The following is a 24,775-nucleotide window of genomic DNA, read 5'->3' on the forward strand; positions in this document are numbered from 1 at the left end:
GGTTATTTGCTCAGCCGCAGATAATCCCGACCCGGACGAGGCCGGCGGCGATCATTGCTTTGAAAAGACATAGTCGGTTTCCTGCAGCAATACCTCGCCCGGGCGCAGCACGGCATTTGGGAAATCGGCATGGTTGATGGCGTCCGGCCAGACCTGGGTTTCGAGGCAGAACCCGGCGAACGGACCATAGTGGCGGCCATCGAGACCCTCTGCGGGTATCTGCTGCAGCTTGAAGGCGGCATAAAGCTGCACGCCCGGCTCGGTGGTGCGAACTTCCAGCGACACGCCGGAATGGATGCTGCGCGCCAAAGCCACGGAACGCTTGGCCGTACGTTCCGGCGACAGGCAGAAATTGTGATCGAACAGGACCTGGGCATCGCCGTCGAACCGTTTCATCGGCCCCATGTCGCGCAGGTCAAAGGGCGTGCCTGCGACCGCCATCAGCTCGCCGGTCGGCACCTGCTTGTCGTCAAAGACGAGCACATGGTCGGCGGCGATCATGATGTCGTGATCGAGTGCGTCCTCGCGACCGTCGAGATTGAAATAGGTATGCTGGCAGATATTGGCGAGCGTCGGCTGATCCGTGGTGGATTGGTAGACGACGGAAAGAACGCCGTCGCTCTTGAGGTGGTAGGTCGCCGTGACCGTGCAGTCTCCCGGATAGCCGGCACGGCCGTCGGGATCGGTGATCCTCAGCACCACCTTGTCGGCAGCATGTTCGACGATCGTCCAGTTGCTGCGGCCGATGCCGTCCGAACCGCCATGGAGATGGGTCACGCCCCGCTCGTTCAGTTCCAGCTGATATTGCTTTCCGTCCAGCGTGAAACGACCACCGCCGATACGGTTGGACGAACGGCCGGGCGTCGCGCCGAAATAGGGAGAATGGTTCAGGTAATCGTCAAACTGTTCGAAGCCGAGCACGAGCGGCGGCTGGTGGTCGTCGAGCCTGAGGTCCTGGATCACCGCGCCCCAGGTGATGACGCTCGCAGTGAGCCCGCCGCCGGAGATCCTGACACGATAGACGGTTTCGCCCTTTTCCGTGGTGCCGAAAACTTCGAAATTCTGGTCCGCCATGAGATTGCTCCTCCACCGATATGTTTGCGGCAACCTGCGCGATTTGGCGGCGACCCGCAACGCCGCGGAGAAGAAAAAAGGCTTTAGCGCGTGAGCGCACGCGTCGCCTGTTCCAGTCCACCGAGCGTCAGCGGGAACATCCGCTCGGTCATCAGCTGCCGCATGAAGCCGATCGAGGTCGTATGGCTCCAATGGTCCTGCGGCACCGGGTTGAGCCAGACGCAGCGGTGGAAATGCTCGGTGACGCGCCTTATCCAGGCCTCGCCCGGCTCCTGGTTCCAGTGCTCCACGGAGCCGCCCGCATGGGTGATCTCATAGGGGCTCATCGAGGCATCTCCGACGAAGATCACCTTGTAGTCGGCGCCATAGCTGCGGATCAGGTCGAGCGTCGGCGTCCGGTCGGATCGGCGGCCGTTCTCCTTCCACACGCCTTCATAGAGGCAGTTGTGGAAGTAGAAATGCTCCATATGCTTGAACTCGGCGCGGGCTGCCGAGAACAGCTCCTCGACTACCCGGATATGGTCGTCCATCGAGCCGCCGACATCGAAGAACATCAGCAGCTTCACGGCGTTGCGCCGTTCGGGCCGGGTCTGAACGTCGAGATAACCGTGTTCGGCGGTGGAGCGGATCGTGCCGGCCAGGTCGAGTTCCTCGACCGCCCCCTCCCGCACCCAGCGGCGCAGCCGCTTCAGCGCCAGCTTGATGTTGCGGGTGCCGAGCTCCACCTTGTCGTCGAAATCGGCAAACTCCCGCTTGTCCCACACTTTTACCGCCCGGCGATGGCGGGACTGGTCCTGGCCGATCCGCACACCTTCCGGATTATAGCCGTAGGCACCGAAAGGTGACGTGCCGCCGGTGCCGATCCATTTCGAGCCGCCCTGATGCCGGCCCTTCTGCTCCTCCAGCCGCTGGCGCAAGGTCTCCATCAGCTTCTCGAAACCGCCGAGCGATTCGACGAGCTTCTTCTCATCGTCGGTCAGATGTTTCTCGGTGAGCCTGCGCAGCCATTCTTCGGGAATATTGGCGACGTCCAGGCCAGGCTCCCCGGAGACCGCCTCGAGCCCGCGGAAAAAGGACGAAAAGACCCGGTCGAACTTGTCGATATGCCGCTCGTCCTTCACCAGCGCGGTGCGGGCGAGAAAGTAGAAGGCCTCCACATCGAAATCCGCGATCCCTTCCTCCATGCCTTCGAGAAGGTCGAGGAACTCCCGGAGCGTCACCGGGATCTTCGCTTCCTTGAGGTGAAGGAAGAAGGGAATGAACATCGCGTCGAAACCTATTCGGTACCGATCTTCTCCAGGTCGTAAGGGGTCGTCTGGTAGATCTCGTTGATCCAGTTGCCGAACAGAAGATGTGCATGGCTGCGCCAACGGTTCAAGGGCGTCAGCGTATCGTCGTTATGCGGGAAGTAGTTATGCGGCATCTTGATCGGCACGCCGGCATTGACGTCCCTGAAATATTCGTCGGCCAGCGAGGTCGAATCGTATTCCACATGGTTGAACATGTAGAGCCGCTTGCCGGCTTTCTCATGCACCAGGCAGATGCCCATTTCCTCGGATTCCATCAGGATTTCGAGGTCCGGGTTCTTCTCGATGTCGGCGCGGCGGACTTCCGTCCAGCGCGACACCGGAACCTGGAAATCGTCCGAAAAGCCGTTGAGATAGATCGAGGACGGCACCAGGTTGCGGTGGCGATAGACGCCGAACGCTTTTTCCTTGAGCTCGTATTTCGGCACACCATGGAAATGGTAGATCGCCGCCATCGCGCCCCAGCAGACATTCATGGTCGAATGTACGTTGGTCGCCGTCCAGTCGAGGATTTGTCTCATCTCGTCCCAATAGGTGACGTCCTCGAAGGGAAGCGTCTCGATCGGCGCGCCTGTGATGATGAAACCGTCGAACTTGCGGTGTTTCACCTCTTCCCAGGTCTCGTAGAAGGACAGGAGGTGATCTTCCGAGGTGTTCTTGGCCTTGTGGCCGCCGACGCGGATCAGCGAGAACTCGACCTGCAGGGGCGAGGCGCCGACGAGGCGCGCCATCTGCAGCTCGGTCTTGATCTTGTTCGGCATGAGATTGAGGAGCCCGATCTGCAGCGGACGAATGTCCTGGCGTACAGCCATGGTTTCGGTCAGCACCCGCACGCCTTCGGAAACGAGCGTAGTGAATGCGGGCAGCGTATCGGGAATTTTGATCGGCATGTCTCAACCCAACAAAAATAAAACCGGCGGCAAAATAAATCGCGACCGGTCCGTGGGAAGACATCTTCTCGCGGCCCTTTAGCGACTTTTTTAACGTGGCTGCAAGCCGGCCGGCCAAATCACCACGAATTCTCGAAAGCTCAAATACGCCTTGCTACGACCGGCGTCAATGGGAGCATAATCTTCCGCTCAGCGCTCCCGCCGCGCCAGGAAGGCCATCCGCTCGAAGAGATGCACGTCCTGCTCGTTCTTGAGGAGAGCGCCATGCAGCTTCGGCAGCGCGGTCTTGACGTCGCCACGCAGGTCCGACGGATCGACATCGTCCGAGACCAGCAGCCGGATCCAGTCGAGCGCTTCGGAGGTCGAGGGCTTCTTCTTCAGCCCCGGCATCTCGCGGATCTCGTAGAACTGCGTCAGCGCGTTGCGCACCAGCGCCTGCTTGATACCGGGATAATGGACCTCGACGATGCGGGCGAGCGTATCCACGTCAGGGAAGCGGATATAGTGGAAGAAACAGCGGCGCAGGAAGGCGTCCGGCAGTTCCTTCTCGTTGTTGGAGGTAATGATGACGATCGGCCGGACCTTGGCGCGCACCATCTCGCCGGTCTCGTAGACATGAAATTCCATGCGATCGAGTTCCTGCAGCAGGTCGTTCGGGAACTCGATATCGGCCTTGTCGATCTCGTCGATCAACAGGACGAGCTTCCTCTCGGAGGCAAAGGCCTGCCACAGCTTGCCGCGGCGGATATAGTTGGCCACGTCGTGGACGCGTTCGTCGCCGAGCTGGCTGTCGCGCAGCCGCGAGACGGCGTCGTATTCGTAGAGCCCCTGCTGTGCCTTGGTGGTGGACTTGATGTTCCACTCGATCAGATCGAGCCCGAGGGCGGCGGCCATCTGCCGCGCAAGCTCGGTCTTGCCGGTGCCGGGCTCGCCTTTCACCAGCAGCGGACGTTCGAGCCGGATCGCAGCGTTGACCGCCACCATCAGATCCTTGTCGGCAATATAGTCCGCTGTACCCTGAAACTGCATCTCGTGATCCTGATCGGTAAAACGCGCCGCAAACTAAAAGCTCACCCGTGACGGCGCAACAGCTTTCCCTTTCCACCGGCTTTGCGCTATGGGCAATGCGCATGACCCATTCGACCTTCACCATTCTGCTCGGCGGCAACTTGCGCGTCACCGACCGCCTGCGGGACACGATCGCCGGCAGCCGCTTCATCGCGGCCGATAGCGGCATGCGCCATGCGGCAGCGCTCGGCGTGAAGCCGGAACTCTGGGTCGGCGATTTCGATTCCTCCGACGCCGCGCTGATCGCGCAGTTCCCGCAGGTCGAACGGCAGGCCTTTCCGCCGGCCAAGAACGAGACTGACGGCGAGATCGCGACGGCCGAAGCCATCGAACGCGGCGCGACAGGGCTGATCCTTGCCGGCGCGCTCGGCGGCGAGCGCAGCGACCACGCGCTTCAGCATCTCTTTCACGCCATGAGCCTGGCCGAACGCGACCTCGACATCCTGCTGACGTCGGGCGACGAGGAGGCCGTGCCGCTGCTGCCGGGCATAAGGACACTGGACCTGCCCAAGGGTTCGCTGTTTTCGGTCATCGGCTTTTCCGACCTGGAGGGGCTCGATATCATCGGCGCACGTTATCCGCTCGACAACTTCTCACTCCCCTTCGGCTCCTCGCGCACCGTCTCGAACGTTGCAGAAGGCCGGGTGGAATTCCATTTGAGGAAAGGCAAGGCGATGATCCTCGCCCGCCCCCACGACTTTACAGGAGCCTGACTGTTGGCGCCCCCAATTCTGAAACTTGACGATATTTTCCTGAGCTTCGGCGGCGCGCCGCTTCTCGCCGGCGCCGGCATGCAGGTGGAGCCGGGCGACCGCATCTGCCTCGTCGGCCGCAACGGTTCCGGCAAATCGACGCTGATGAAGATCGCCGCCGGCATGGTCGAGCCCCAGTCGGGCGAGGTGTTCCGCCATCCGTCCTCGACCATCCGCTATCTCGAACAGGCGCCGGATTTCGCCGATTATTCGACGGTACAGGCCTATGCCGAAGCAGGCCTCGGCCCGGGCGACGATCCCTATCGCGTCACCTATCTGCTCGAACATCTGGGCCTCACCGGCCAGGAACACCCGAACACGCTCTCCGGCGGAGAATCCCGACGCGCAGCACTTGCCCGCGTCATGGCGCCCGAACCGGACATCCTGATGCTCGACGAGCCGACCAACCATCTCGACCTGCCGACCATCGAATGGCTGGAAGAGGAGCTGCGCAAGACGAGAAGCGCGCTCGTGGTGATCTCGCACGACAGGCGCTTCCTCGAAAAGGTCTCGAATGCCACCGTCTGGCTCGATCGCGGCACGTCGCGACGCCTCAACCGCGGTTTCGGCGAGTTCGAAGCGTGGCGCGACGAGGTGCTGGAGGCGGAAGAGCTGGAACAGCACAAGCTCGGCAAGGCGATCGAGCGCGAGGAGCACTGGCTGCGCTACGGCGTGACGGCGCGCCGCAAGCGCAACATGCGCCGCCTCGGCGAGCTGCAGACGATGCGCGGCAATTACCGCGGCCACAAGGGACCGCAGGGCACGGTGCAGGCGAGCGTCAGCGAAGGCCGTGAATCCGGCAAGCTGGTCATCGAGGCCGAAAACATCACCAAGAGCTACGACGAGCGGATCATCGTCGCGCCGTTCTCGATCCGCGTGCATCGCGGCGACTGCATCGGTCTCGTCGGCCCGAACGGTGCCGGCAAGACCACGCTTCTGAAGATGCTGACCGGCCAGCTGGCGCCCGACACCGGCACCGTCAAGCTCGGCACCAACCTGGAAATCGCCACGCTCGACCAGAAGCGCGAGGACCTGGACCCCGAGGACACGCTGTCCCACTATCTGACGGATGGACGCGGCGAAACGCTGCTGGTCAACGGCGAACAGCGGCATGTCGCAGGCTACATGAAGGATTTCCTGTTCCAGCCGGAGCAGATCAGGACACCGATCAAGAACCTGTCCGGCGGCGAGCGCGCCCGGCTGATGCTCGCCCGCATCATGGCCCGGCCGTCCAACCTCCTGATATTGGACGAACCGACCAACGACCTCGACATCGAGACGCTGGACCTGCTGCAGGAAATCGTCGCCGGCTATACCGGCACCGTCATCCTCGTCAGCCACGACCGCGATTTTCTCGACCGCACCGTGACCTCGACCATCGCCCCCGCCAACCCGGATGCACCGGACGGCCGCTGGATCGAATATGCCGGCGGCTACACGGATATGCTGGCACAGCGCAAGGGCGCGCTGGAGGAACGGCGCCGCACGGAAAAAGCCGACAGGGCAAAAACCGACGCTGCGGCACCGGTTTCCGGCACCCCCAAGGGCAAAGGCAAGCTTTCCTTCAAGCAGAAATTCGCGCTCGAGAACCTGCCGAAGGAAATGGCCAAAGCCGAAGCCGAGATCGCCGCCCGCGAGAAGAAAATGGCCGACCCCAACCTCTTCACCAAGGATCCCGCCGCCTTCAACAATCTGGCCGCGGAGATGGAAAAGCTGCGCCAAAGCATCAGCAAAATGGAAGAAGAATGGCTGGAACTCGAAATGCTGCGTGAGGAAATCGAAGGCTAATTTGCGATTTGTTAAGCTTAACAAATAGTTAGCTGAAAAAATATTTGTCGCGGAGCGGAACATATGAGGTCCAGGGGCGTTCTGGGTGTGAGTAGTGGTCGAAATGTCCCGGGGACGCATCGGCCTGCCAGGAACCGATCAACCGAATGGGGACATCCAATGCTGACAAATGTTACGCGTCGTCGGCTGGCCACTGAGGCGATGAATCAGAGAGTTATGATTGTCGAAGACGAGTTTCTGATCGCGCTCGATGTTGCCGAGACGATCGAAGCCATGGGCCTGAAAGTCGCCGGTTTTGCCAATGCCCGCAAACACGCCTTGGCGCTCGCCGCCTATGCCGATATCGCGCTGGTCGACGTCAATCTTTCGGACGGCCGGACCGGTCCGGAGATCGGCCGGGAGCTTGCGGAGCAATACGGCATCACCGTGGTCTTCATGACGGGTAATCCGGACGATGTGGAAGCCGGCGTCAAGGGCTCGCTCGGCGTTCTCACCAAACCGGTCATGCCCGATGTGGTCGAGAAGACGATCGACTACGCCGTTGCCAACCGACTCGGCGGCATGGCGATCGTTCCGCGTGAACTGAAAGTGTTTCCGCAGAACCACTGAGCAATGAACCACCGAGCCAACGTTGCTCCTGCCGAATGCGCCTCTTGCCAGCCATTCGCCTCACCGCTAAATCTGATCTCGCTCTAACGGGGTGCCGCGTGTTTTCACGCGGCTGAGAGGCCTTTGGCCAACCCGCGGAACCTGATCCGGTTAACACCGGCGGAGGGATTAGACGGCTCTTCATCAGCGCCTATTCCCCTTGTTAACAAAAAGAGGAGACGCCGATGCGCAGCACCATTCTTTCGATATTCGCGGCCGCTGCCGCCCTTTCCCTTTCCGGGCCGGCCGAAGCGCAGGAAAAGACGCTGACCGTCTACACCTATGAGAGTTTCATTTCGGACTGGGGACCGGGTCCCAAGGTGAAAGAGGCGTTCGAAAAGACCTGCGCCTGCAAACTCAATTTCGTCGGCGTGGCGGATGGCGTGGCGCTTCTCACGCGGCTGAAGCTGGAAGGCAAAGGCACCGACGCCGATGTGGCGCTCGGCCTCGATACCAACCTGATCTCCGAGGCGAAGGCGACCGGCCTGTTCGAGCCGCACGGGCTCGACGCTTCGGCGGCCAAGGTCCCCGGCAATTACAGCGACGACACTTTCATCCCTTACGACTACGGCCATTTCGCCGTTGTCTATGACACCCAGGCGATGAAGAACCCGCCGAAAAGCCTGAAGGAACTGGTGGAAGGCGACCCGGCGCAGAAGATCGCCATCGAGGATCCGCGCACCTCGACACCGGGCCTCGGCCTGCTGCTCTGGGTGAAATCGGTCTATGGCGACCAGGCACCGGAGGCCTGGGCCAAGCTCAGGAAACGTGTGCTGACCGTCACGCCCGGCTGGTCGGAGGCCTATGGCCTGTTCACCAAGGGCGAAGTGCCGATGGTATTTTCCTACACGACCTCGCCCGCCTATCACATGGTCGAGGAGAAGACGGAGCGCTACCAGGCTGCCTCCTTCTCCGAAGGCCATTACATCCAGATCGAAGTTGCCGGCATGCTGAAGGGGGCGAAGGAAAAGGACCTGGCGAAACAGTTCCTGAAATTCATGGTCTCGCCGGCCTTCCAGGACGTCATCCCGACCACCAACTGGATGATGCCGGCCGCCAAGACCTCCCAGCCACTCCCCAACGCATTCAACAACCTGGTGCAGCCGGCCAATACCTTCCTGATGGGATCGGACCAGGTGGCCAAGAACCGGCAGGCCTGGATCGACGAATGGCTGACCGCCATGAGCATGAACTGATCCCATGCAGACGCGGGCGGAGCGGAGACGCGGGATAGGCTGGGGGCTGCTGAGCCTTGGCGGAATCGCCTTCTTCGTCGGCATCGCAGTCGCCGCGCTTCTCTCCTGGGACGCCGGCAACACCCAAAGCCGGCTGTTCACCGCCTATACCTGGCTAATTCTGCGGTTCACCCTGCTGCAGGCGGTTCTTTCGACGCTGCTGTCGGTCGCCTTCGCGCTTCCCGTCGCACTCGCGCTTGCACGCCGCCCCCGCTTTCCGGGCCGTGTGTGGGTCATTCGGCTGATGGCCTTGCCGATGGGCCTGCCGGTGCTGATCGGCGCGCTCGGCCTGATCGGCATCTGGGGGCGGCAGGGGGTAATGAACAGCCTGCTATTGAAGCTTGGCCTCGAACAGCCGGTCAGCATTTATGGGCTTTCCGGCATATTACTGGCACATGTGTTCTTCAACCTGCCGCTCGCCGCGAGACTGCTGCTTGCGGCGCTGGAGCGCCTGCCGGCGGAATATTGGCTGCTCTCCTCCAGCCTCGGGATGAAGCCCTTCTCCGTTTTCCGTTTCATCGAGTGGCCTGCGGCCCGCCGCGTCATTCCCGGCATTGCCGGCCTGATCTTCATGCTGTGCGCCACGAGTTTCACGCTCGTCCTAGTGCTCGGCGGCGGGCCGGCCGCGACCACGCTCGAGGTGGCGATCTACCAGTCGCTGCGTTTCGATTTCGATCCGCCCCGCGCCATAGCGCTGTCGCTGCTGCAGATCGGCATGACGGCGCTGATCCTGATCGCGATTTCGCTGCTTCCAGCCCCTGACGACGCTGGCGTCACGGCCGGTCGGGCGACCCGCCGGTTCGATGGCCGAACGTTGCCCGCGCGGCTTTGGGATGTACTGGCGATCCTGCTTGCCACGATATTCCTGATCCTGCCGCTCGCCTCGATCGTCGGCGCGGGCGTCCAGGCCAATCTCTGGAACCTCGCCAACAGCCCTGCATTCCTGCGCGCCGCCTGGACCAGTTTTACGATCGCGCTTTCCGCCGGTCTGCTGGCCGTGCTGATCTCCTTGGCTATCATTGCCGGGCGCGGCGCAATTGCAGACATGAAGAGGCACGGCGGAACCGCCAGGGCGTTTTCCGTGTCCTTGGGTGGAATGTCCTCGCTGGTACTGCTCGTTCCGCCGGTCGTGCTGGGGACGGGCTGGTTCCTGATGCTGCGGCCGTTCGGCGATGTCGCTCGCTTCGCCCCGGCGCTGGTGGCGATCATCAACATGTTGATGGCGCTGCCCTTCGTGATGCGCGTCCTCGCGCCGGCCGTCGAAACCCACCGCAAGCGGACAGACAGGCTGTCGGCAAGCCTCGGCCTGTCCGGCTTTTCACGGGCATGGAGGATCGATCTGCCGGTTCTGGCAAGGCCGCTGCTGACGGCGCTGTCCTTCGCCATGGCGCTGTCGCTGGGCGATCTCGGCGCGGTGGCGCTGTTCGGCTCCAGCGATCTCACCACCGTTCCCTGGCTTGTCTATAGCCGGCTATCCAGCTATCGAACCAATGACGCGGACGGGCTGGCGCTCATCCTCGGCATCATCTGCCTGGCGCTGACGATGGTCGGCACCGCCGGCCGGAGGGAACCGAGCCATGGCTGACGGCATCGCGCTGAACAAGGTCGAACTGAAGCTCGGCACGAAGGAATTCCGCTTCGACTGTGCTTTGCCAGCCGGCGCCGTGACGGCGATTACCGGCCCGTCCGGCTCCGGCAAATCGACCTTCCTCAACCTCGTTGCCGGCTTCGAGACGCCGGACCGTGGCCATATCCTGATCGCGGGCGGGGACGTCACGGGAAAACACCCCTCCGAGCGTCCCGTATCGCTGGTCTTTCAAGACAACAATCTCTTCGCCCATCTGGACCTCGCCACCAATATCGGCCTGGGCATCAGCCCATCGCTCAGACTTTCCGGTAGTGACCGGACGGCGATCTCGCAGGCGCTGGAGCGCGTCGGGCTGGGTGGTTTTGAGAAGCGGATGCCGGGGACGCTTTCCGGCGGCGAAAGGCAGCGGGCCGCCTTCGCACGGGCTCTGGTGCGCAAGAAACCGGTTCTGCTGATGGACGAGCCGTTCGCGGCGCTCGACCCCGGGCTCAGGCTTTCGATGGCCAGCCTGCTCGTCGATCTGCATCGCGAGACCGGCAATACGGTGCTGATCGTCACCCACGATCCGGATGAGGTCGGCCGATTGGCCGACCATGCGATCTTCATCGACCACGGCCAGATCCTGCTTCAGGCGCCGGCCGAGGAATTCCTCGCCCGGCGCGATATTCCGGCACTCGCCGGATTTCTTTCCGGCTGATCAGGCAGCCTTTCCGCGGAACCAGACACCGGAGCGGATGGCGAGGAACAGGATCCCACCATAGGCTACCAGCCCGGCCGCCAGCGCAAAGAACAGACCGTTGAGCGATCCGGTAAATTCCAGCGCCAGCCAGCCCCCGAGACCTGCAATGGCGAGTCTCAGAAAACCACAGGCAAGCGGCCAGAGTAGCTGGCCCGCGCCTTGAGAGGCGAAATAGAGCGCCAGACCGCCGCCGAAGAAACCATAAACCGGCCCGACGATATGCAGATAGGCGACTCCCGCATCGATCGCTTCATGCTCCTCGCTGAACAGCGAAATCCACGCGACGGGGAAGATCGCCGCGATCAGGCCGATCACTTCGGTGATGACGAAGGCAATGGCGGCACCGGTGAAGGCGATGCGCATCGCCCGATCCTTCTGGCCGGCGCCCATGTTGGTGCCAACAAGCGCCACCATCGGCGCGCCGATGCCGAAGATCACCGGGATCAGCAGATATTCGAGCCTCGCGCCGGTACCGAAACCGGCGACGGCAGAGACACCGGCCTTGGTCGCCACCAGAGCCGTGGCAATGCCGATGGTCACATTGGTGAGAACGGAATTGATCGCCGCGGCAGCGCCGAGGCGGACGATATCGCGAAACATCGCCCAGCGAAGCGGGCCGACGCCGAAGCGAACGAGATTGCGGCCGGAGAGGATGTACCAGGCAAGCACCGCGGTGCCGCCGAAACTGTAGAGCACCAGTGCCAGACCGCCACCGGCAATGCCGAGCCCCTGGAACGGGCCGAAGCCGAAGATGAGAAGCGGCGATACCGGCACGAGGAGTGCAGCACCGACGCAGGTAACCAGCGCGGGGAACAGCATGTTGCCCGTGCCGCGCACGACGCTCGCCAGGCCGTTCATCAGCCAGACGAAGACCATGCCGCCGAACACCACGTTGGAATAGACGAGCGCAGCCTCGAGTTCCGCGCCTTCGCCGCCAAGCGCCCGATAGATCGGCCGGCCATAGGCCAGCATGACCGCCGAAAACAACAGCCCGATCGCGACATTGACGACGACGGCATGCCAGGCAAGCAGGTCGGCATCGTCACGCCGGCCGCCACCGAGCGCGCGGGCGATTGCCGAGGAAATAGCTCCGCCGAAACCGCCGGCAGACATCATCTGCATCAGCATCACGGCCGGAAAGACCAGGGCCATGCCCGCCAGCGCAGCGGTGCCCATATGCGAAATCCACCAGGTTTCGATAAGGCCTGTCGATGCCTGGGCGAGCATGATCAGGATATTTGGCCATGCGAGCCGGATCAGCATCGGCAGGATGGGATCCTGCAGCAGCTGCCGGGTCCGCGGATTGATCGGCGCCGCGCTGGCGTCGTCGAAGGTAGGTGTCGCCTCGACGGCTTCGGTGGTCACGGCACTCATCGATCAGCCTCTCTATGCTGCATTAGCTCGTTCATGGACGGGTAACGGCGGCGGATGCGCTCGCTCGCCGCCGGGCCGGCCGCGCTGGTGAAGACCGGATCGCTCAACAGCTTGCCGCTGCGGCGGTCGATCATCACCGGTTCGGCCTGCTCGCCGGTCTCCCTGTTGACGATCACCACACTTTCCCCCTCCGGCGCGAAATGCTGGTTGCCGAAGGCAAGCAGCGCCTGCACCACGGGCTTGAAGTCGCGGCCGAGCTGCGTGAGGTGATATTCGTCCCGCGGCGGCCGTTCGGAATAACGCCAGCGTTCCATCAGCCCGGATTCGACAAGCGAATTCAACCGGCTGGTCAGGATGTTCGGGGCGATATCGAGGTTGCGCTGGAATTCGTCAAAACGTGTTGCACCTCCCAGTGCATCGCGCAGGATCAGGAAGCTCCAGACCTCGCCGACATGTTTGAGACTGCGCAGCACCGGGCATCCGGTGTCGATGGGACCTGTCCGTTTCATGGGTTCCTTCTCCGGGAAGACGAAGCCTTGTGGCATAAGTAACTTGCAATTTGCAAGTCACTATTTGCGTGATCACGTTTGGCGACGGGGACGGCCGGACCGTTATGGAACTCGCCACAATTTGGACGTGCCGCGATGGCATCGCGGAAAGGCAGCGGGGATTTTCATTGCAAACGCACCAGGAAGACATATTTCAACAAGAGCATCTGTGCATTCGACCCGAAAATCGCTAAGCGACATAGAGAAGGAGCCGGCTTGGATCGAGAGGACCTCTGCCAAGCCGGATGGCAGACCTTGGGAATGATGGTGCGGAAGACGAGGACGATGAGGCGCGACACACCGATCCCGGCTGTCTGGACGATTGTCCGTGCCCTGCCCGGTTGGCGGGCCTTGGGCGCCCTGCTGTTCAGCGGTGCGATCCTTTCCGGCTGCCAATCGCTCTTCGACCAGGCTTATACGCCTAATGTTTCTCCCTCCGATTCGCCGCAGATCGTCGACGAAGTGCAGAAGAACGATCCGCGGGCGCAGATGGGCGCGCGCGAGCATCCGCGCATCGTCGCGAGCTACGGCGGCGAATATCGCGACGCCAAGACCGAGCGGCTGGTCGCCCGCATCGCCGGCGCCCTGACGGCCGTTTCGGAAAACCCCAACCAGTCCTTCCGCATCACGATCCTGAATTCGCCGGCGATCAACGCCTTCGCGCTGCCGGGCGGTTATCTTTACGTGACGCGCGGCCTCCTGGCGCTTGCCAATGACGCATCGGAAGTCGCAGCCGTGCTTTCCCACGAGATGGGCCACGTCACCGCCAACCACGGCATCGAACGCCAGCGCCGCGAAGAGGCGGAAGTGATCGCCAGCCGCGTCGTCGCCGAAGTCCTCTCCAGCGACCTTGCCGGCAAGCAGGCGCTGGCCCGCGGCAAGCTTCGCCTGGCGGCATTCTCGCGCCAGCAGGAACTGCAGGCCGACGTGATCGGCGTCCGGATGCTCGGCGAAGCGGGTTACGACCCCTATGCGGCGGCGCGTTTCCTCGATTCGATGGCGGCCTATGCCCGTTATTCGGCGGTCGATCCGGACAGCGACCAGAGCCTCGACTTCCTGTCGAGCCATCCGAACTCCACCCAGCGCGTCGATCTCGCCCGCCGCCATGCTCGTAATTTCGGCCAGGAAGGCACCGTCGGCGACAAGGGCCGTGACTATTACATCGCCGGCATCGACGGCCTGCTTTATGGCGACAGCCCGCAGGAGGGCTACGTCCGCGGCCAGACTTTCCTGCATGGCGGCCTCGGCATCCGTTTCGACGTGCCGCCGGACTTCCGGATCGACAATAAGGTGGAAGCGGTGCTGGCGACCGGTCCCGGCGAAACGGCGATCCGCTTCGACGGCGTTGCCGCAGGCGATAACGACAATCTCCCGAATTATCTGACGAGCGGCTGGGTCGCTGGTCTGCAGCCGGAGACGGTGCGGGAGATCCAGGTGAACGGCATGCCCGCAGCAACCGCACGGGCTTCCGCCGAACGCTGGGATTTCGATGTGACCGTCATCCGCGTCGACAATCAAATCTTCCGCTTCCTGACGGCGGTGCCGAAGGGCAGTCCGGCGCTCGATACAACAGCCGAGATTCTCCGTTCGACCTTCCGCCGGATGACGCCTCCGGAAATCGCGACGCTGAAGCCGCTGCGGGTACGCATCGTCACCGCAACCAAGGACGACACCATCGCATCGCTGTCGGCGCGGGTGATGGGAACGGATCGCAAGCTCGATCTTTTCAAGATGATCAACGCATTGCCGGCCGGGGCGACGATCTCCCCGGGCCAGAAGTTCAAGATTATCTCCGAATGAGATCGGGGGCCGCCTCAGCAGGCGGCCGCAGCCATCTGCGGATTGGCCGACACCAGCGCCGACTTGAGCTTTTCGATCGCCCGGCTTTCGATCTGCCGCACACGTTCCTTTGAAATGCCGAGTTCGGCGCCCAGCGCTTCGAGCGTCGCGCCATCGTCCGTCAGGCGGCGGGCGCGAATAATCTTCTTTTCCCGATCGTTGAGCTTGGTGAGCGCGCCCTGCAGCCATTTCAGCCGCCGTTCACCGTCGATCATCCCGGAAACCTGCTCATCCGGCAGCGGTTCGGCGCTGGCCAGCATGTCGAGCCGTTCGCCGCTATCCGCATCGCCGGCGATCGACGGCGCCTGCAGCGAGGAATCGTTGCCGGAAAGGCGGGCATCCATGGTCTGGACATCGGAGACGCTGACGCCGAGCGCCACGGCGATCTCCTCGTGAATTGCCCGGGCGGTGAGATTGGAATCGCCGCGGGCGAGCTTGGCGCGCAGCCGGCGAAGATTGAAGAACAGCGCTTTCTGCGCAGAACTGGTGCCGCCCCGCACGATCGACCAGTTTCGAAGGATGTAATCCTGCATCGAGGCTCGGATCCACCAGCTGGCATATGTGGAAAAACGCACGTCGCGAGCCGGTTCAAACCTTGCCGCCGCTTCGAGCAGCCCTACATAGCCCTCTTGTACGAGGTCGCTCATCGGCAATCCGAAGCCACGGAACTTCGAAGCCATCGCGATCACCAGACGCATATGCGCAAGGGCAATCTGGTTACGGGCATCCTGGTCCTGATCGTCCTTCCAGCGGACCGCCAGATCGCGCTCCTCCTCGCGGGCGAGATATGGAGCGGACATTGCTATCTTGATCATCGTGCGGTCTGCGGACATGGCTGTCATGGTGTTCTCCGTGAACGGTCTGATCCGACAAAAACAGCGAGGCATAAACCAGGGACACCGTGCACGCGACAAGCCCGAACGATGATGGAATGAATATCCTGCCGCGTTTGCTCCCCTCGTCTTATGTTCCGCGGGGATTCACAACCGGCTCAAGAGACCGATCTTCCGCCCCGCACTTAGCTGTCCCGAACGCAAACCGACGCACATCAGTTCGCCGTTCCGGCGGATTAACGCGGAGGCGGGGAAAAAGTTCCAATAAAAAACCCGGCTCGAAGGCCGGGTTTTTGGGAGAACTATGGATGGATGATCAGGCCGCTTCTTCCTGCGCCTCATCTTCCTCTACGTTCTTGCCGCGCTTGGGACCTTTGGCGAGATTGACCTCGACAAGGCGGACGGCTTCGGTTTCGGACATCTTGTTCACGGCCGCGATTTCACGAGCCATGCGGTCGAGAGCGGCTTCGTAAAGCTGACGCTCGGAATAGGATTGTTCCGGTTGGTTGTCAGCGCGATAGAGGTCACGAACCACTTCCGCGATCGAGATCAGATCTCCGGAATTGATCTTTGCATCATATTCCTGGGCGCGGCGCGACCACATGGTGCGCTTCACGCGGGCCTTGCCTTGAACAACCTTGAGCGCGCGTTCGACAAAATCCGTTTCGGACAGCTTGCGCATGCCGATGCTGACGGCCTTTGCGACTGGCACCTTGAGGCGCATCTTGTCCTTTTCGAAATCGATTACGAAAAGCTCGAGCTTCATGCCGGCAACTTCCTGCTCTTCAATCGCAGAGATAGTGCCTACACCATGAGCGGGGTATACGATCGATTCACCAGTCTTGAAGCCCTGGCGTGCGGGAGAAGTCTTTTTCTGCTGAGTCGTCATTCGTTTCACAAACTCCCTGTTACTCACCCATTGCCGGGTCGGGGGAACCGGGTCTGTCAGGCCCGGATGAGACGGGGGAAACCGTCGGGTCACTCCATACTGGTCCGACCAACGCGAGCGAAAAAACACCCATCGGGGTACTGCGACCGACAACATTCAAGCGTTGCAATGTCACGGAAACCGCGCTTTGGGTGGTCTGTTGCTTTCGTGATGTTTTTTGGGCACGCACGTGCCGCCTTGTGGAACAGTTCTTATTGTCTACCACAAAAAAGTGCGGAAATCAATAATTTGCTTTTGCACGTGCACAGAGCGCTATAGCCGCGCTCTGCCCAACAAAAAGGCAAAGTGATTCGAAACAGCTTCCGAGCCATTCCGTCGGAGCAAATCTCAATCGCCCTTGCCGGGTTCGGCGGAGAAATACTGCTCGTACTTGTTGGTGACGCCGTCCATCTCCTTGGCCTCGGGCAGCGCATCGCGCTTGACCGTGATGTTAGGCCAGATCTGAGCGAACTCGGTGTTTATCTTGAGCCATTTGTCGAGGCCTGGCTCGGTGTCCGGCTTGATCGCCTCGGCGGGACATTCCGGTTCGCAGACGCCGCAATCGATGCACTCGTCGGGATGGATGACGAGGAAGTTTTCGCCTTCATAAAAGCAGTCGACCGGGCAGACCTCGACGCAGTCGGTATATTTGCAGCGGATACAATTGTCGGTCACGACATACGTCATGCGGCACTCCAGGACTTCGCGGATCAGCGGCACGTCGACGGATGGAAAGCGCCGGCACACCGGAAAGCCGGGAGAGGCGAAAACCCAACTGCAAAAATGACAGGAGGTAGGCGATCCGGCTTTTCGACAGTCAGGTAAAGCCTTTGGCTTGGCTTAGCAAGGATATCCGTGCTGAAAACCTGAGCGCAGCGGGTCGTTTTTTCTAATCTAGGTCCGCGTCCATACCAGGAAACAGCCGATCGGTCTCGCGGCGCTCCTTCTTGGTCGGCCGGCCGCTTCCCTGCGCGCGTTGCGCCTGTTCGAACAGCGTCAGCCTCTTGGCTTCTTCCGGAGGAGGACTGAGATCTTCGTAGAGCAGCCGGGCCTCTTCGAAAGGCCCTCGCCTTTCCCCGCCGGCCTTGACCACCAGCACGAGATCGCGACGCTCGAGCTTGAGGTCGATACGGTCCCCCGGCTTCACCTGGGAACTGGGTTGGGACACCAGATCTCCATTCACCCGCACGTGGTTCGAGCGGATGAGATCCTGGGCGATCGATCGTGACTTCGCCATGCGGGCAAAAAACAGCCACTTGTCGATGCGCTGGCGCGAACCGGATTGTGGCTGTTTTTCCGTCATGGGCCTTACTTCTTCATCTGCTCCTTGAGAGCTGCAAGCTTTGCAAAGGGCGAATCCGGATCGATCGGCTTCTCCTTGCGGGGCGGCTTGGCCTCGAAGCGCGCAGGCTGCGACCCTTTGCCGCGGTCGTTGCGGTCCGGACGCGGGCCACCTTCGTGGCGCTCCCCGCGGTTGGGGCGATCGCCCCCGCGGTTGTTGGTATTGTTGTTGTCTGGCCGGCGGTTGTTGTCGCGGTTCGGCTTGCCGCCGTCCTTGCGTTCGCCACCGCGTTCGCCGGCCGGGCGCGCATCACGCCGCTCGCCACCACCGTCGCGACGCTCATCACGACGGCCCTGGGCCGGCTGGCCGGCTTCGCCACCGGCGTTGTTGCGCTGGCCGCCATGGCCACGGCGATCGCCATGCTGAGGCCGGCCACCGCGCTGGTTGTTTTCACGGCCGCCGCCCGGACGCCACAGCAGGACCGGCTTCGGCTCTCCAGTCTCGGCAGCCTTTGCCTCGTCCGTGACGTCTTCAGCCGCAGCCTGCTCAGCGGGAGCTTCTTCCGAAGCAACCGGTTCTGCAGTAGCCGTCTCAGCCGGCGCAGCATCAGCCACGGCCTCTGCCGGGGCGGCCTCAGGCGCAACGTCTGCCGAAGGGGCTTCTGCCGTTGTCTCGGCCGAAGCGTCGCTCGCATCGGCGTCATCGCCGTCGGAGGCTTCCGGCGCGTCTCCTGCCGAAGCCGAAGCGGCGGCAGGAACAGCGCTCACGGAACCTGCATCCTGGCCCGCCAGGAATGCCTGCGCTTCTTCCGGCTTCACGGCGTCGGCACGATATCCGAGGCCCTTAAGAATTTCTTCCATATCGTCCGGCGTTGCGCCGAGAATGGAGAGCATCGCGGTCGTGGCGGTGAATCGGCGGCCGTCATATGCCCCTTCCGGACGCGGCGTCGAGCCCGGCTTCCACTGCAGCAGCGGACGGATGAGATCGGCAAGTCGTTCCAGGATGTCGATACGCACGGCGCGCTTGCCGAGGAAGCGGAAACCCGCAAGCTTGTAGAACATCCGCTCGAACGTCGGATCGGCGACCACCGAAGTGCGTCCTGCGGCAAGCGCCGGGATGAGATCGCCGTAACCGGGCTTGTCGAGGCCATCGTTCTTCAGCGCCCAGAGGAGCGTGATGAGCTCCGCCGGTGCCGGCTTCAGAAGCATCGGCATGAAGACGTGATAGGCGCCAAAACGGATGCCGTAGCGACGCATCGAGGCGCGCGCGTCCTGATCGAGCGACTTCACGTCGTCCGCGACGTCGCGCCTGAACAGCACGCCGAGACTTTCAACCAGCTGGAAGGCGAGGCCCTTGGCGAGGCCCTGCAGGTCCTCGGCGCGCGACAGATCGTCGAGCGGCTTCAGGACCGTGGCGATGTGATGGTTGACGAAGCGCTCGAGGCGGGCGAGCACATGTTCGCGGGCATTGCCGGTCAACTGCTCGTCGGAGAGCAGGATGACGCGCGGCCGCATGACATGCTCGGTCGGCGCAAGACGGGCAATGGGCTCGCCGAGCCAGCGAACGGACCCGTCGGAGCCGACCGCCAGATCGCTGTTGCCGGAGGCATAAAGCCTCGCGGCCCGCGCCTCGAATTCGAGCGCCAGCGCTTTCTGAGCGGCACCCTGCACCGCCTTGGCGTCGGGTCCCTCGGTTCCCGAAACGGGCGTGAACCGGAAACCGGCCAATTGCCCGACGTGATGTCCCTCTACAAAGACATCGCCATTCACACTGATTTCAGCTTCCAGCATCGCATTCTCTCTCAGGCGCTTCATGAGCACAGATGTCCTGCGATCAACAAAGCGTTTCGTCAACCTTTCATGTAGCGCGTCCGATAACCTATCCTCTATTTCCCGTGTCTTTTCTTGCCAGTGTGTCGGATCGGCAAGCCAACCAGGGCGATTAGAGACGTAGGTCCAGGTCCGGATCTGCGCTATGCGGGCCGACAATGTGTCGATTTCACCGTCGGTGCGGTCGGCGCGGCGGACCTGTTCCGCCATGAATTCTTCATTCACCGTCCCGAAGCGTACAAGATCGGAAAAAAGAGTCGAAATAAGGTCGGCGTGCTGCGCCGGCGCAATTCGTCGATAGTCCGGCAGGGCACAGGCCTCCCAGAGCTTCTCGACCCGCTGGGGGGTCGTCGCGATGTCCTTGATTTCAGGATAACGCGAAAGATAATCAAAGGCTTGGCTGTCGGTCGCCGGAAGCGCCCGTGTCAATCCTTGCAGCATCGGGGAAGCATCAAGGCTTTCCCGCAGAGCCCTGAGCGACGAAAAATCGAGGTTCTTCGACCGCCATTGCAGCACTTTGACATGATCGAAGTGGTGGCTTTCGATTCGCTCGACCAATTCGTCCTCGAAAGGCGCGACCTGCCCGGTCACGCCGAACGTCCCGTCCCTTACATGCCGCCCGGCGCGGCCGGCGATCTGCGCCAGTTCTGCCGGATTGAGGCTGCGGAACTGATAACCGTCGAATTTCCGGTCCTGAGCGAATGCCACGTGATCGACATCGAGATTGAGCCCCATGCCGATCGCATCGGTCGCAACGAGATATTCGACGTCGCCGGACTGGTAGAGGCCGACCTGGGCGTTGCGGGTACGCGGGCTGAGCGCGCCCAGCACCACCGCCGCGCCGCCGCGCTGGCGGCGGATAAGCTCGGCGATCGCGTAGACCTCGTCGGCTGAAAACGCCACGATCGCGGACCGCTGCGGCAGGCGGGTAATCTTCTTCTGGCCGGAATAGAAGAGCTGCGAAAGGCGCGGCCGCTCGACGATGGTTATTCCCGGCAACAGCCTTTCGAGGATCGGCCGCATGGTTGCCGCACCGAGGAGCAGCGTTTCATCGCGCCCGCGCAAATGCAGGATTCGGTCGGTGAAGATATGGCCGCGCTCGAGATCGCCCGCGAGCTGCACCTCGTCGATCGCGACGAACGAGGCCTTCGTCTCGCGCGGCATGGCCTCGACGGTGCAGACGGAGAAGCGTGCATTCGGCGGAGTGATCTTTTCCTCGCCGGTGACCAGCGCCACCTGGGCGACGCCGACCTTCTCGACAAGGCGCGTATAGACCTCGCGCGCCAGCAGCCGGAGCGGCAGGCCGATCACACCGGTGCCATGCGCCACCATGCGCTCGATGGCATAATGGGTCTTGCCGGTATTGGTGGGTCCGAGGACGGCGGTGACGCCGCGCCCGCTGAACATCATGGGCTGGAAATTCAATGCCTGGTTCCGCGCATCACATACGGCTTGGGTCTCGCGCCTCCGCCCAAAACTCAAAGCCATGCAACACATGGCGATCTAGTCAGGCAAACGCAAGCCTGAAGAATGGTTTTGCCGCCGAAGAGTGATCGTTGAAGGCCGCAAATCAACGCTCGGCGATTCGAATTTTAAACGTAAAGGAACAGACGCGAACGAATCGGAGACGAATCGCAGACTCAAGACGATTCAGCTTTTGTTCACCGCTATATATTGATGCAGCTCGAGACTTCCACACGACATCGTGAATCTGCACCAAGATTGGGTGCATGCAACCGCAGGATTCATCCCGAAGCTGCGCTTTCACGAAGAATCGGAAGAGTCAATGCATTGATATGGTTAATGTTTCATCAACCTATTCAGGCTGTTCCGCCCTGCTTCAAGCACGAAATTAAGATTCAGGCCAAAGGCGGAACGAATCGCCGACGAATCACAGACATCTCTGTCTTCGCTATTTGTTCTCACAAGATATGGTAGGTCTCATCACGAGAGACCCGCAAGAAAATCGTCGCGGTAAAGACTTCGGAAGCGAATGTGTTCAGGTGCCATTAACATTGGCTAACGCAGTTTAACCACACGTGAGAGCACACGTTTGCAGGCCGATGGAACAAAAATCACGGCGCTACGTTTCCTCGCCAAATCCATACTGGATTGTCTAGCGGAGTAGAAAATCATGCTCGGAACCGTGTTGCTCGTCATCCTCATCCTGCTACTCATTGGCGCGTTGCCGAATTGGGGCTATAGCCGAGGCTGGGGCTATGGTCCGTCGGGCGGATTGGGCCTTGTAGTGCTTATCATCATTATCCTGCTGCTGATGGGCAGGATTTAAAAGCGGCGTAGCCGTGTGTACCAAAGGGAAGGGAAACTGACATGATGAAGAAGATTCTGATTGCGGGCTGCATGATCGGCACGCTCGCCTCCTGTACTGCAACTGAACGCGGCACCGCAATCGGCGCCGGCTCGGGTGCCGTTATCGGCGGCGCCGTGACGAATAGCTGGGGTGGCGCGGCGGTTGGCGCAGTTGCAGGCGGCCTTGTCGGCGCTGCGATCGGCCAGTCCTCGGAACGCCGCGGCTACTGCATCTATCGCGACCGTTACGGCCGCCGTTACGAGGCCCGTTGCCGCTAATCGCGAGCAACAATCCAGTCCCTCAGGACCGGCGCCCGAGCAATCGGCGCCGGTTTTGTTTTGCCTTGAAAGACCGTCGGCATTAACCCTTGGCCAAAGCCGGAACGAATCGCCGACGAATCGGCGACATCACCCGTTTCGCGGTTTGTTCACCGCAAGATGTCGTGCAAAAACAATTTGTTAACCATAGAGACCGAGCATTTCGGCGCACGACCATGCGCCGAAATCTGCTCAAAGGTTAATGCCGGAGATCAGCTCGCGAAGAACTGGCCGCCATTCGCCGTCAGCGTCGAACCGGTGATAAAGCCGGCATCGTCGGAGGCGAGGAATACGACGCAACGGGCAATCTCTTCCGGCTCGCCGAGGCGCCCGACCGGGATCAGCGGAATGATCCGCTCGTTCAGCACTTTTTCCGGCACCGCCCGCACCATTTCTGTGGCGATGTAGCCGGGGCAGATGGCGTTGACGGTGATGTTCTTTGAAGCCCCTTCCTGGGCCAGCGCCTTGGTGAAGCCGAGATCGCCGGCCTTGGCCGCCGAATAGTTCACCTGGCCCATCTGGCCCTTTTGGCCGTTGATCGACGAGATGTTGACGACCCGGCCGAACCCGCGGTCGCGCATGCCGTTCCAGATGGGATGCGTCATGTTGAAAAGGCCGGTCAGGTTGGTGCCGACCACCTCGTTCCACTGCTCAGGCGTCATCTTGTGAAACATGCCGTCACGGGTGATGCCCGCATTGTTGACGAGCACCTCGATCGGGCCGAGCTCGGCCTCCACTTTCGCTATTCCCTCGACGCAGGCCTGATAGCTGGAGACATCCCACTTGAAGACCGGAATGCCGGTCTCGTCGTGGAAGGCTTTCGCCTTTTCCTCATTGCCCGCAAAATTTGCCGCGACACGATAACCTGCCGCCTTCAACGCGACGGAGATGGCGGCCCCGATCCCACGCGTTCCTCCCGAAACCAATGCAACCCTGCTCATGCGGTCTTCCCCTTTTGAGTTGTGATCCGGTCCTTCTATGTGACTGGATACTTACCTAGTTTGACATGCTTCCGTCGGGGAGATAGGCCCGCCGCGAAGTTTTGCAACGCCGGCGGGATTATCCACAATCATCCTATCGCGTCACATGGCTTCGAGGCACATGGCGACGCCCATGCCGCCGCCGATGCAGAGCGTCGCGAGTGCCTTCTTTGCGTTGCGGCGCTTCATCTCGAAAAGAAGCGTGTTGAGAATGCGGGCACCCGATGCGCCGATCGGATGGCCGATCGCGATCGCCCCGCCGTTGACGTTGACGAGCGACGGATCGAAACCGAGATCCTTGGTGACGGCGCAGGACTGGGCCGCGAACGCCTCGTTGGCCTCGATGAGCTCCAGGTCGGCAACGCGCCAGCCGGCCTTCTCGAGCGCCTTGCGCGAAGCCGGGATCGGGCCCGTTCCCATGATCTGCGGATCGACGCCGGCAGTCGCCCAGGAGACGATACGGGCCATCGGCGTGATGCTGCGGCGGACGGCTTCGGCTTCCGTCATCAGCACGGCAGCCGCCGCACCGTCGTTGAGGCCGGATGCGTTGCCCGCCGTGACGGTGCCTTCCTTGTCGAAGGCCGGTCGCAGCTTGGCCATCGAATCCAGCGTCGCGCCGGCACGGATGTATTCGTCGTTCTCGACGGTCACGTCACCCTTCCGCGTCTGGATGATATAGGGGATGATCTCGTCCTTGAAGCGGCCGGCGTTCTGAGCCGCTTCCGCCTTGTTCTGGGAAGACACGGCGAACTGGTCCTGCTCCTCGCGGGAGAGCTGCCACTGGCGGGCGATGTTCTCCGCCGTGATGCCCATGTGATAACCGTAGAACGCGTCGGTCAGGCCGTCCTTGATCATCGTGTCGATCATCTTGAAATCGCCCATCTTCACGCCGCCGCGAAGGTGCGCGCAATGTGGCGCCATGGACATCGATTCCTGGCCACCGGCAACGATGATCCTGGCGTCGCCGAGCGCGATCTGCTGCATGCCGAGGGCTACGGCGCGCAGGCCCGAGCCGCAGAGCTGGTTGATGCCCCAGGCGGTGGCTTCCTTCGGCACACCGGCTTTCATGGCCGCCTGTCGGGCCGGGTTCTGGCCCTCGCCCGCCGGCAGGACCTGGCCGAGGATGACCTCGTCCACCTCACCCGCCTCGACGCCGGCGCGCGCCAGCGCACCCTTGATCGCCGCCGCACCCAGCTCATGCGCCGGCACATTGGCAAAGCCGCCGTTGAAGGAGCCAACCGCGGTACGGCCAGCGGCTGCGATCACGATGGATGGATTGGACATGGACGTTTCCTCTTATCCGTTATTTGCCTGCGAGACTGGCAAAGCTTGAGCCGAGAGTCAAACGGCAGCCGAACGCCGCTGCCAACCCGCCGGGCGTTTCGAAAATGCCCGTTAGATTTCACGGGTTTGCTGCGCAACAAACCCGTCGCCGCGCCGCACAA

22 protein-coding genes and 2 riboswitches are annotated in these 24,775 nt (G+C 61.9%); of the genes, 9 read left to right on the forward strand and 13 right to left on the reverse strand.

The genetic code is table 11. The features are described from left to right. Nucleotides 1–51: 51 nt before the first annotated feature. The 4 genes from C5L10_RS17405 to C5L10_RS17420 form a co-directional block, all read right to left on the reverse strand. Nucleotides 52–1,074 (reverse strand): aldose epimerase family protein, encoded by a 1,023-nt coding sequence (locus C5L10_RS17405; RefSeq protein ID WP_105430700.1) that lies wholly within the window; start codon nucleotides 1,072–1,074, stop codon nucleotides 52–54. An 83-nt stretch (nucleotides 1,075–1,157) separates the two neighbouring features. Continuing rightward, nucleotides 1,158–2,339 (reverse strand): VWA domain-containing protein, encoded by a 1,182-nt coding sequence (locus C5L10_RS17410; RefSeq protein ID WP_105430701.1) that lies wholly within the window; start codon nucleotides 2,337–2,339, stop codon nucleotides 1,158–1,160. Between the two features lie 11 nt (nucleotides 2,340–2,350). Next, nucleotides 2,351–3,271: a homoserine O-succinyltransferase gene (gene metA, locus C5L10_RS17415; protein WP_046637362.1), complete on the reverse strand. Its 921-nt coding sequence runs from the start codon at nucleotides 3,269–3,271 to the stop codon at nucleotides 2,351–2,353. Nucleotides 3,272–3,329: 58 nt separating this feature from the next. Next, a riboswitch (SAM riboswitch) is annotated at nucleotides 3,330–3,407 on the reverse strand. A 53-nt stretch (nucleotides 3,408–3,460) separates the two neighbouring features. Further along, entirely contained in the window at nucleotides 3,461–4,300 is an 840-nt protein-coding gene (locus C5L10_RS17420) for a MoxR family ATPase (RefSeq protein ID WP_105430702.1), read from the reverse strand. Between the two features lie 95 nt (nucleotides 4,301–4,395). Here C5L10_RS17420 and C5L10_RS17425 point away from each other — a divergent pair, with 95 nt between their 5' ends. The 6 genes from C5L10_RS17425 to C5L10_RS17450 all read left to right on the forward strand — a co-directional run bounded on the left by C5L10_RS17425 (nucleotide 4,396) and on the right by C5L10_RS17450 (nucleotide 11,047). Beyond that, nucleotides 4,396–5,052, forward strand: coding sequence for a thiamine diphosphokinase (locus C5L10_RS17425; RefSeq protein WP_205837062.1), 657 nt, complete (start codon nucleotides 4,396–4,398; stop codon nucleotides 5,050–5,052). Between the two features lie 3 nt (nucleotides 5,053–5,055). Then, nucleotides 5,056–6,879 (forward strand): ABC-F family ATP-binding cassette domain-containing protein, encoded by a 1,824-nt coding sequence (locus tag C5L10_RS17430; RefSeq protein WP_105430704.1) that lies wholly within the window; start codon nucleotides 5,056–5,058, stop codon nucleotides 6,877–6,879. Nucleotides 6,880–7,038: 159 nt separating this feature from the next. Continuing rightward, entirely contained in the window at nucleotides 7,039–7,488 is a 450-nt protein-coding gene (locus C5L10_RS17435) for a response regulator (RefSeq protein ID WP_046637357.1), read from the forward strand. A gap of 77 nt (nucleotides 7,489–7,565) precedes the next feature. Further along, a riboswitch (TPP riboswitch) is annotated at nucleotides 7,566–7,673 on the forward strand. Nucleotides 7,674–7,712: 39 nt separating this feature from the next. Further along, on the forward strand, nucleotides 7,713–8,723 hold the full coding sequence (gene thiB, locus C5L10_RS17440) for a thiamine ABC transporter substrate binding subunit (RefSeq protein WP_105430705.1): 1,011 nt from the start codon (nucleotides 7,713–7,715) through the stop codon (nucleotides 8,721–8,723). Nucleotides 8,724–8,727: 4 nt separating this feature from the next. Next, nucleotides 8,728–10,347, forward strand: a complete 1,620-nt coding sequence (gene thiP, locus C5L10_RS17445; protein WP_105430706.1) for a thiamine/thiamine pyrophosphate ABC transporter permease ThiP — start codon at nucleotides 8,728–8,730, stop codon at nucleotides 10,345–10,347. Then, complete coding sequence (locus C5L10_RS17450) at nucleotides 10,340–11,047, forward strand: ATP-binding cassette domain-containing protein (protein WP_105430707.1); 708 nt, start codon at nucleotides 10,340–10,342, stop codon at nucleotides 11,045–11,047. Before thiP ends, C5L10_RS17450 begins: the two co-directional genes overlap by 8 nt. Here C5L10_RS17450 and C5L10_RS17455 read toward each other — a convergent pair whose 3' ends face one another. Further along, nucleotides 11,048–12,463, reverse strand: coding sequence for an MATE family efflux transporter (locus C5L10_RS17455; protein WP_105430708.1), 1,416 nt, complete (start codon nucleotides 12,461–12,463; stop codon nucleotides 11,048–11,050). It lies immediately after the preceding gene. Beyond that, nucleotides 12,460–12,972, reverse strand: coding sequence for a helix-turn-helix domain-containing protein (locus tag C5L10_RS17460; protein ID WP_105430709.1), 513 nt, complete (start codon nucleotides 12,970–12,972; stop codon nucleotides 12,460–12,462). Before C5L10_RS17460 ends, C5L10_RS17455 begins: the two co-directional genes overlap by 4 nt. Before the next feature lie 324 nt (nucleotides 12,973–13,296). Here C5L10_RS17460 and C5L10_RS17465 point away from each other — a divergent pair, with 324 nt between their 5' ends. Then, complete coding sequence (locus tag C5L10_RS17465) at nucleotides 13,297–14,811, forward strand: M48 family metalloprotease (RefSeq protein WP_080950993.1); 1,515 nt, start codon at nucleotides 13,297–13,299, stop codon at nucleotides 14,809–14,811. Nucleotides 14,812–14,825: 14 nt separating this feature from the next. On the opposite strand, the gene C5L10_RS17470 is transcribed toward C5L10_RS17465, so the two are convergent. From C5L10_RS17470 to C5L10_RS17490, 5 genes are all read right to left on the reverse strand, one after another. Next, a complete protein-coding gene (locus C5L10_RS17470) occupies nucleotides 14,826–15,692 on the reverse strand; it encodes an RNA polymerase factor sigma-32 (RefSeq protein ID WP_037081362.1) in 867 nt (288 codons plus the stop codon). A 307-nt stretch (nucleotides 15,693–15,999) separates the two neighbouring features. Beyond that, a complete protein-coding gene (locus C5L10_RS17475; RefSeq protein WP_046605164.1) occupies nucleotides 16,000–16,572 on the reverse strand; it encodes a CarD family transcriptional regulator in 573 nt (190 codons plus the stop codon). Between the two features lie 387 nt (nucleotides 16,573–16,959). Then, a complete protein-coding gene (gene fdxA / locus C5L10_RS17480; protein ID WP_046637350.1) occupies nucleotides 16,960–17,298 on the reverse strand; it encodes a ferredoxin FdxA in 339 nt (112 codons plus the stop codon). A gap of 202 nt (nucleotides 17,299–17,500) precedes the next feature. Further along, entirely contained in the window at nucleotides 17,501–17,914 is a 414-nt protein-coding gene (locus C5L10_RS17485) for an RNA-binding S4 domain-containing protein (protein ID WP_105430710.1), read from the reverse strand. 5 nt (nucleotides 17,915–17,919) lie between these two features. Beyond that, a complete protein-coding gene (locus C5L10_RS17490; protein WP_245448032.1) occupies nucleotides 17,920–21,132 on the reverse strand; it encodes a helicase-related protein in 3,213 nt (1,070 codons plus the stop codon). A gap of 724 nt (nucleotides 21,133–21,856) precedes the next feature. On the opposite strand from C5L10_RS17490, the gene C5L10_RS17495 reads away from it, so the two are divergent. Beyond that, on the forward strand, nucleotides 21,857–22,012 hold the full coding sequence (locus C5L10_RS17495) for a DUF3309 family protein (protein ID WP_007775119.1): 156 nt from the start codon (nucleotides 21,857–21,859) through the stop codon (nucleotides 22,010–22,012). 41 nt (nucleotides 22,013–22,053) lie between these two features. Continuing rightward, entirely contained in the window at nucleotides 22,054–22,311 is a 258-nt protein-coding gene (locus C5L10_RS17500; protein WP_046665175.1) for a YMGG-like glycine zipper-containing protein, read from the forward strand. A 251-nt stretch (nucleotides 22,312–22,562) separates the two neighbouring features. Here C5L10_RS17500 and C5L10_RS17505 read toward each other — a convergent pair whose 3' ends face one another. Both C5L10_RS17505 and C5L10_RS17510 read right to left on the reverse strand, forming a co-directional pair. Beyond that, on the reverse strand, nucleotides 22,563–23,291 hold the full coding sequence (locus tag C5L10_RS17505) for a beta-ketoacyl-ACP reductase (protein ID WP_046665176.1): 729 nt from the start codon (nucleotides 23,289–23,291) through the stop codon (nucleotides 22,563–22,565). A gap of 141 nt (nucleotides 23,292–23,432) precedes the next feature. Next, nucleotides 23,433–24,614 (reverse strand): acetyl-CoA C-acetyltransferase, encoded by a 1,182-nt coding sequence (locus C5L10_RS17510; protein ID WP_105430712.1) that lies wholly within the window; start codon nucleotides 24,612–24,614, stop codon nucleotides 23,433–23,435. Nucleotides 24,615–24,775: the final 161 nt, after the last annotated feature.

Source organism: Neorhizobium sp. T6_25, from assembly GCF_002968555.1.
Lineage (GTDB): Bacteria > Pseudomonadota > Alphaproteobacteria > Rhizobiales > Rhizobiaceae > Neorhizobium.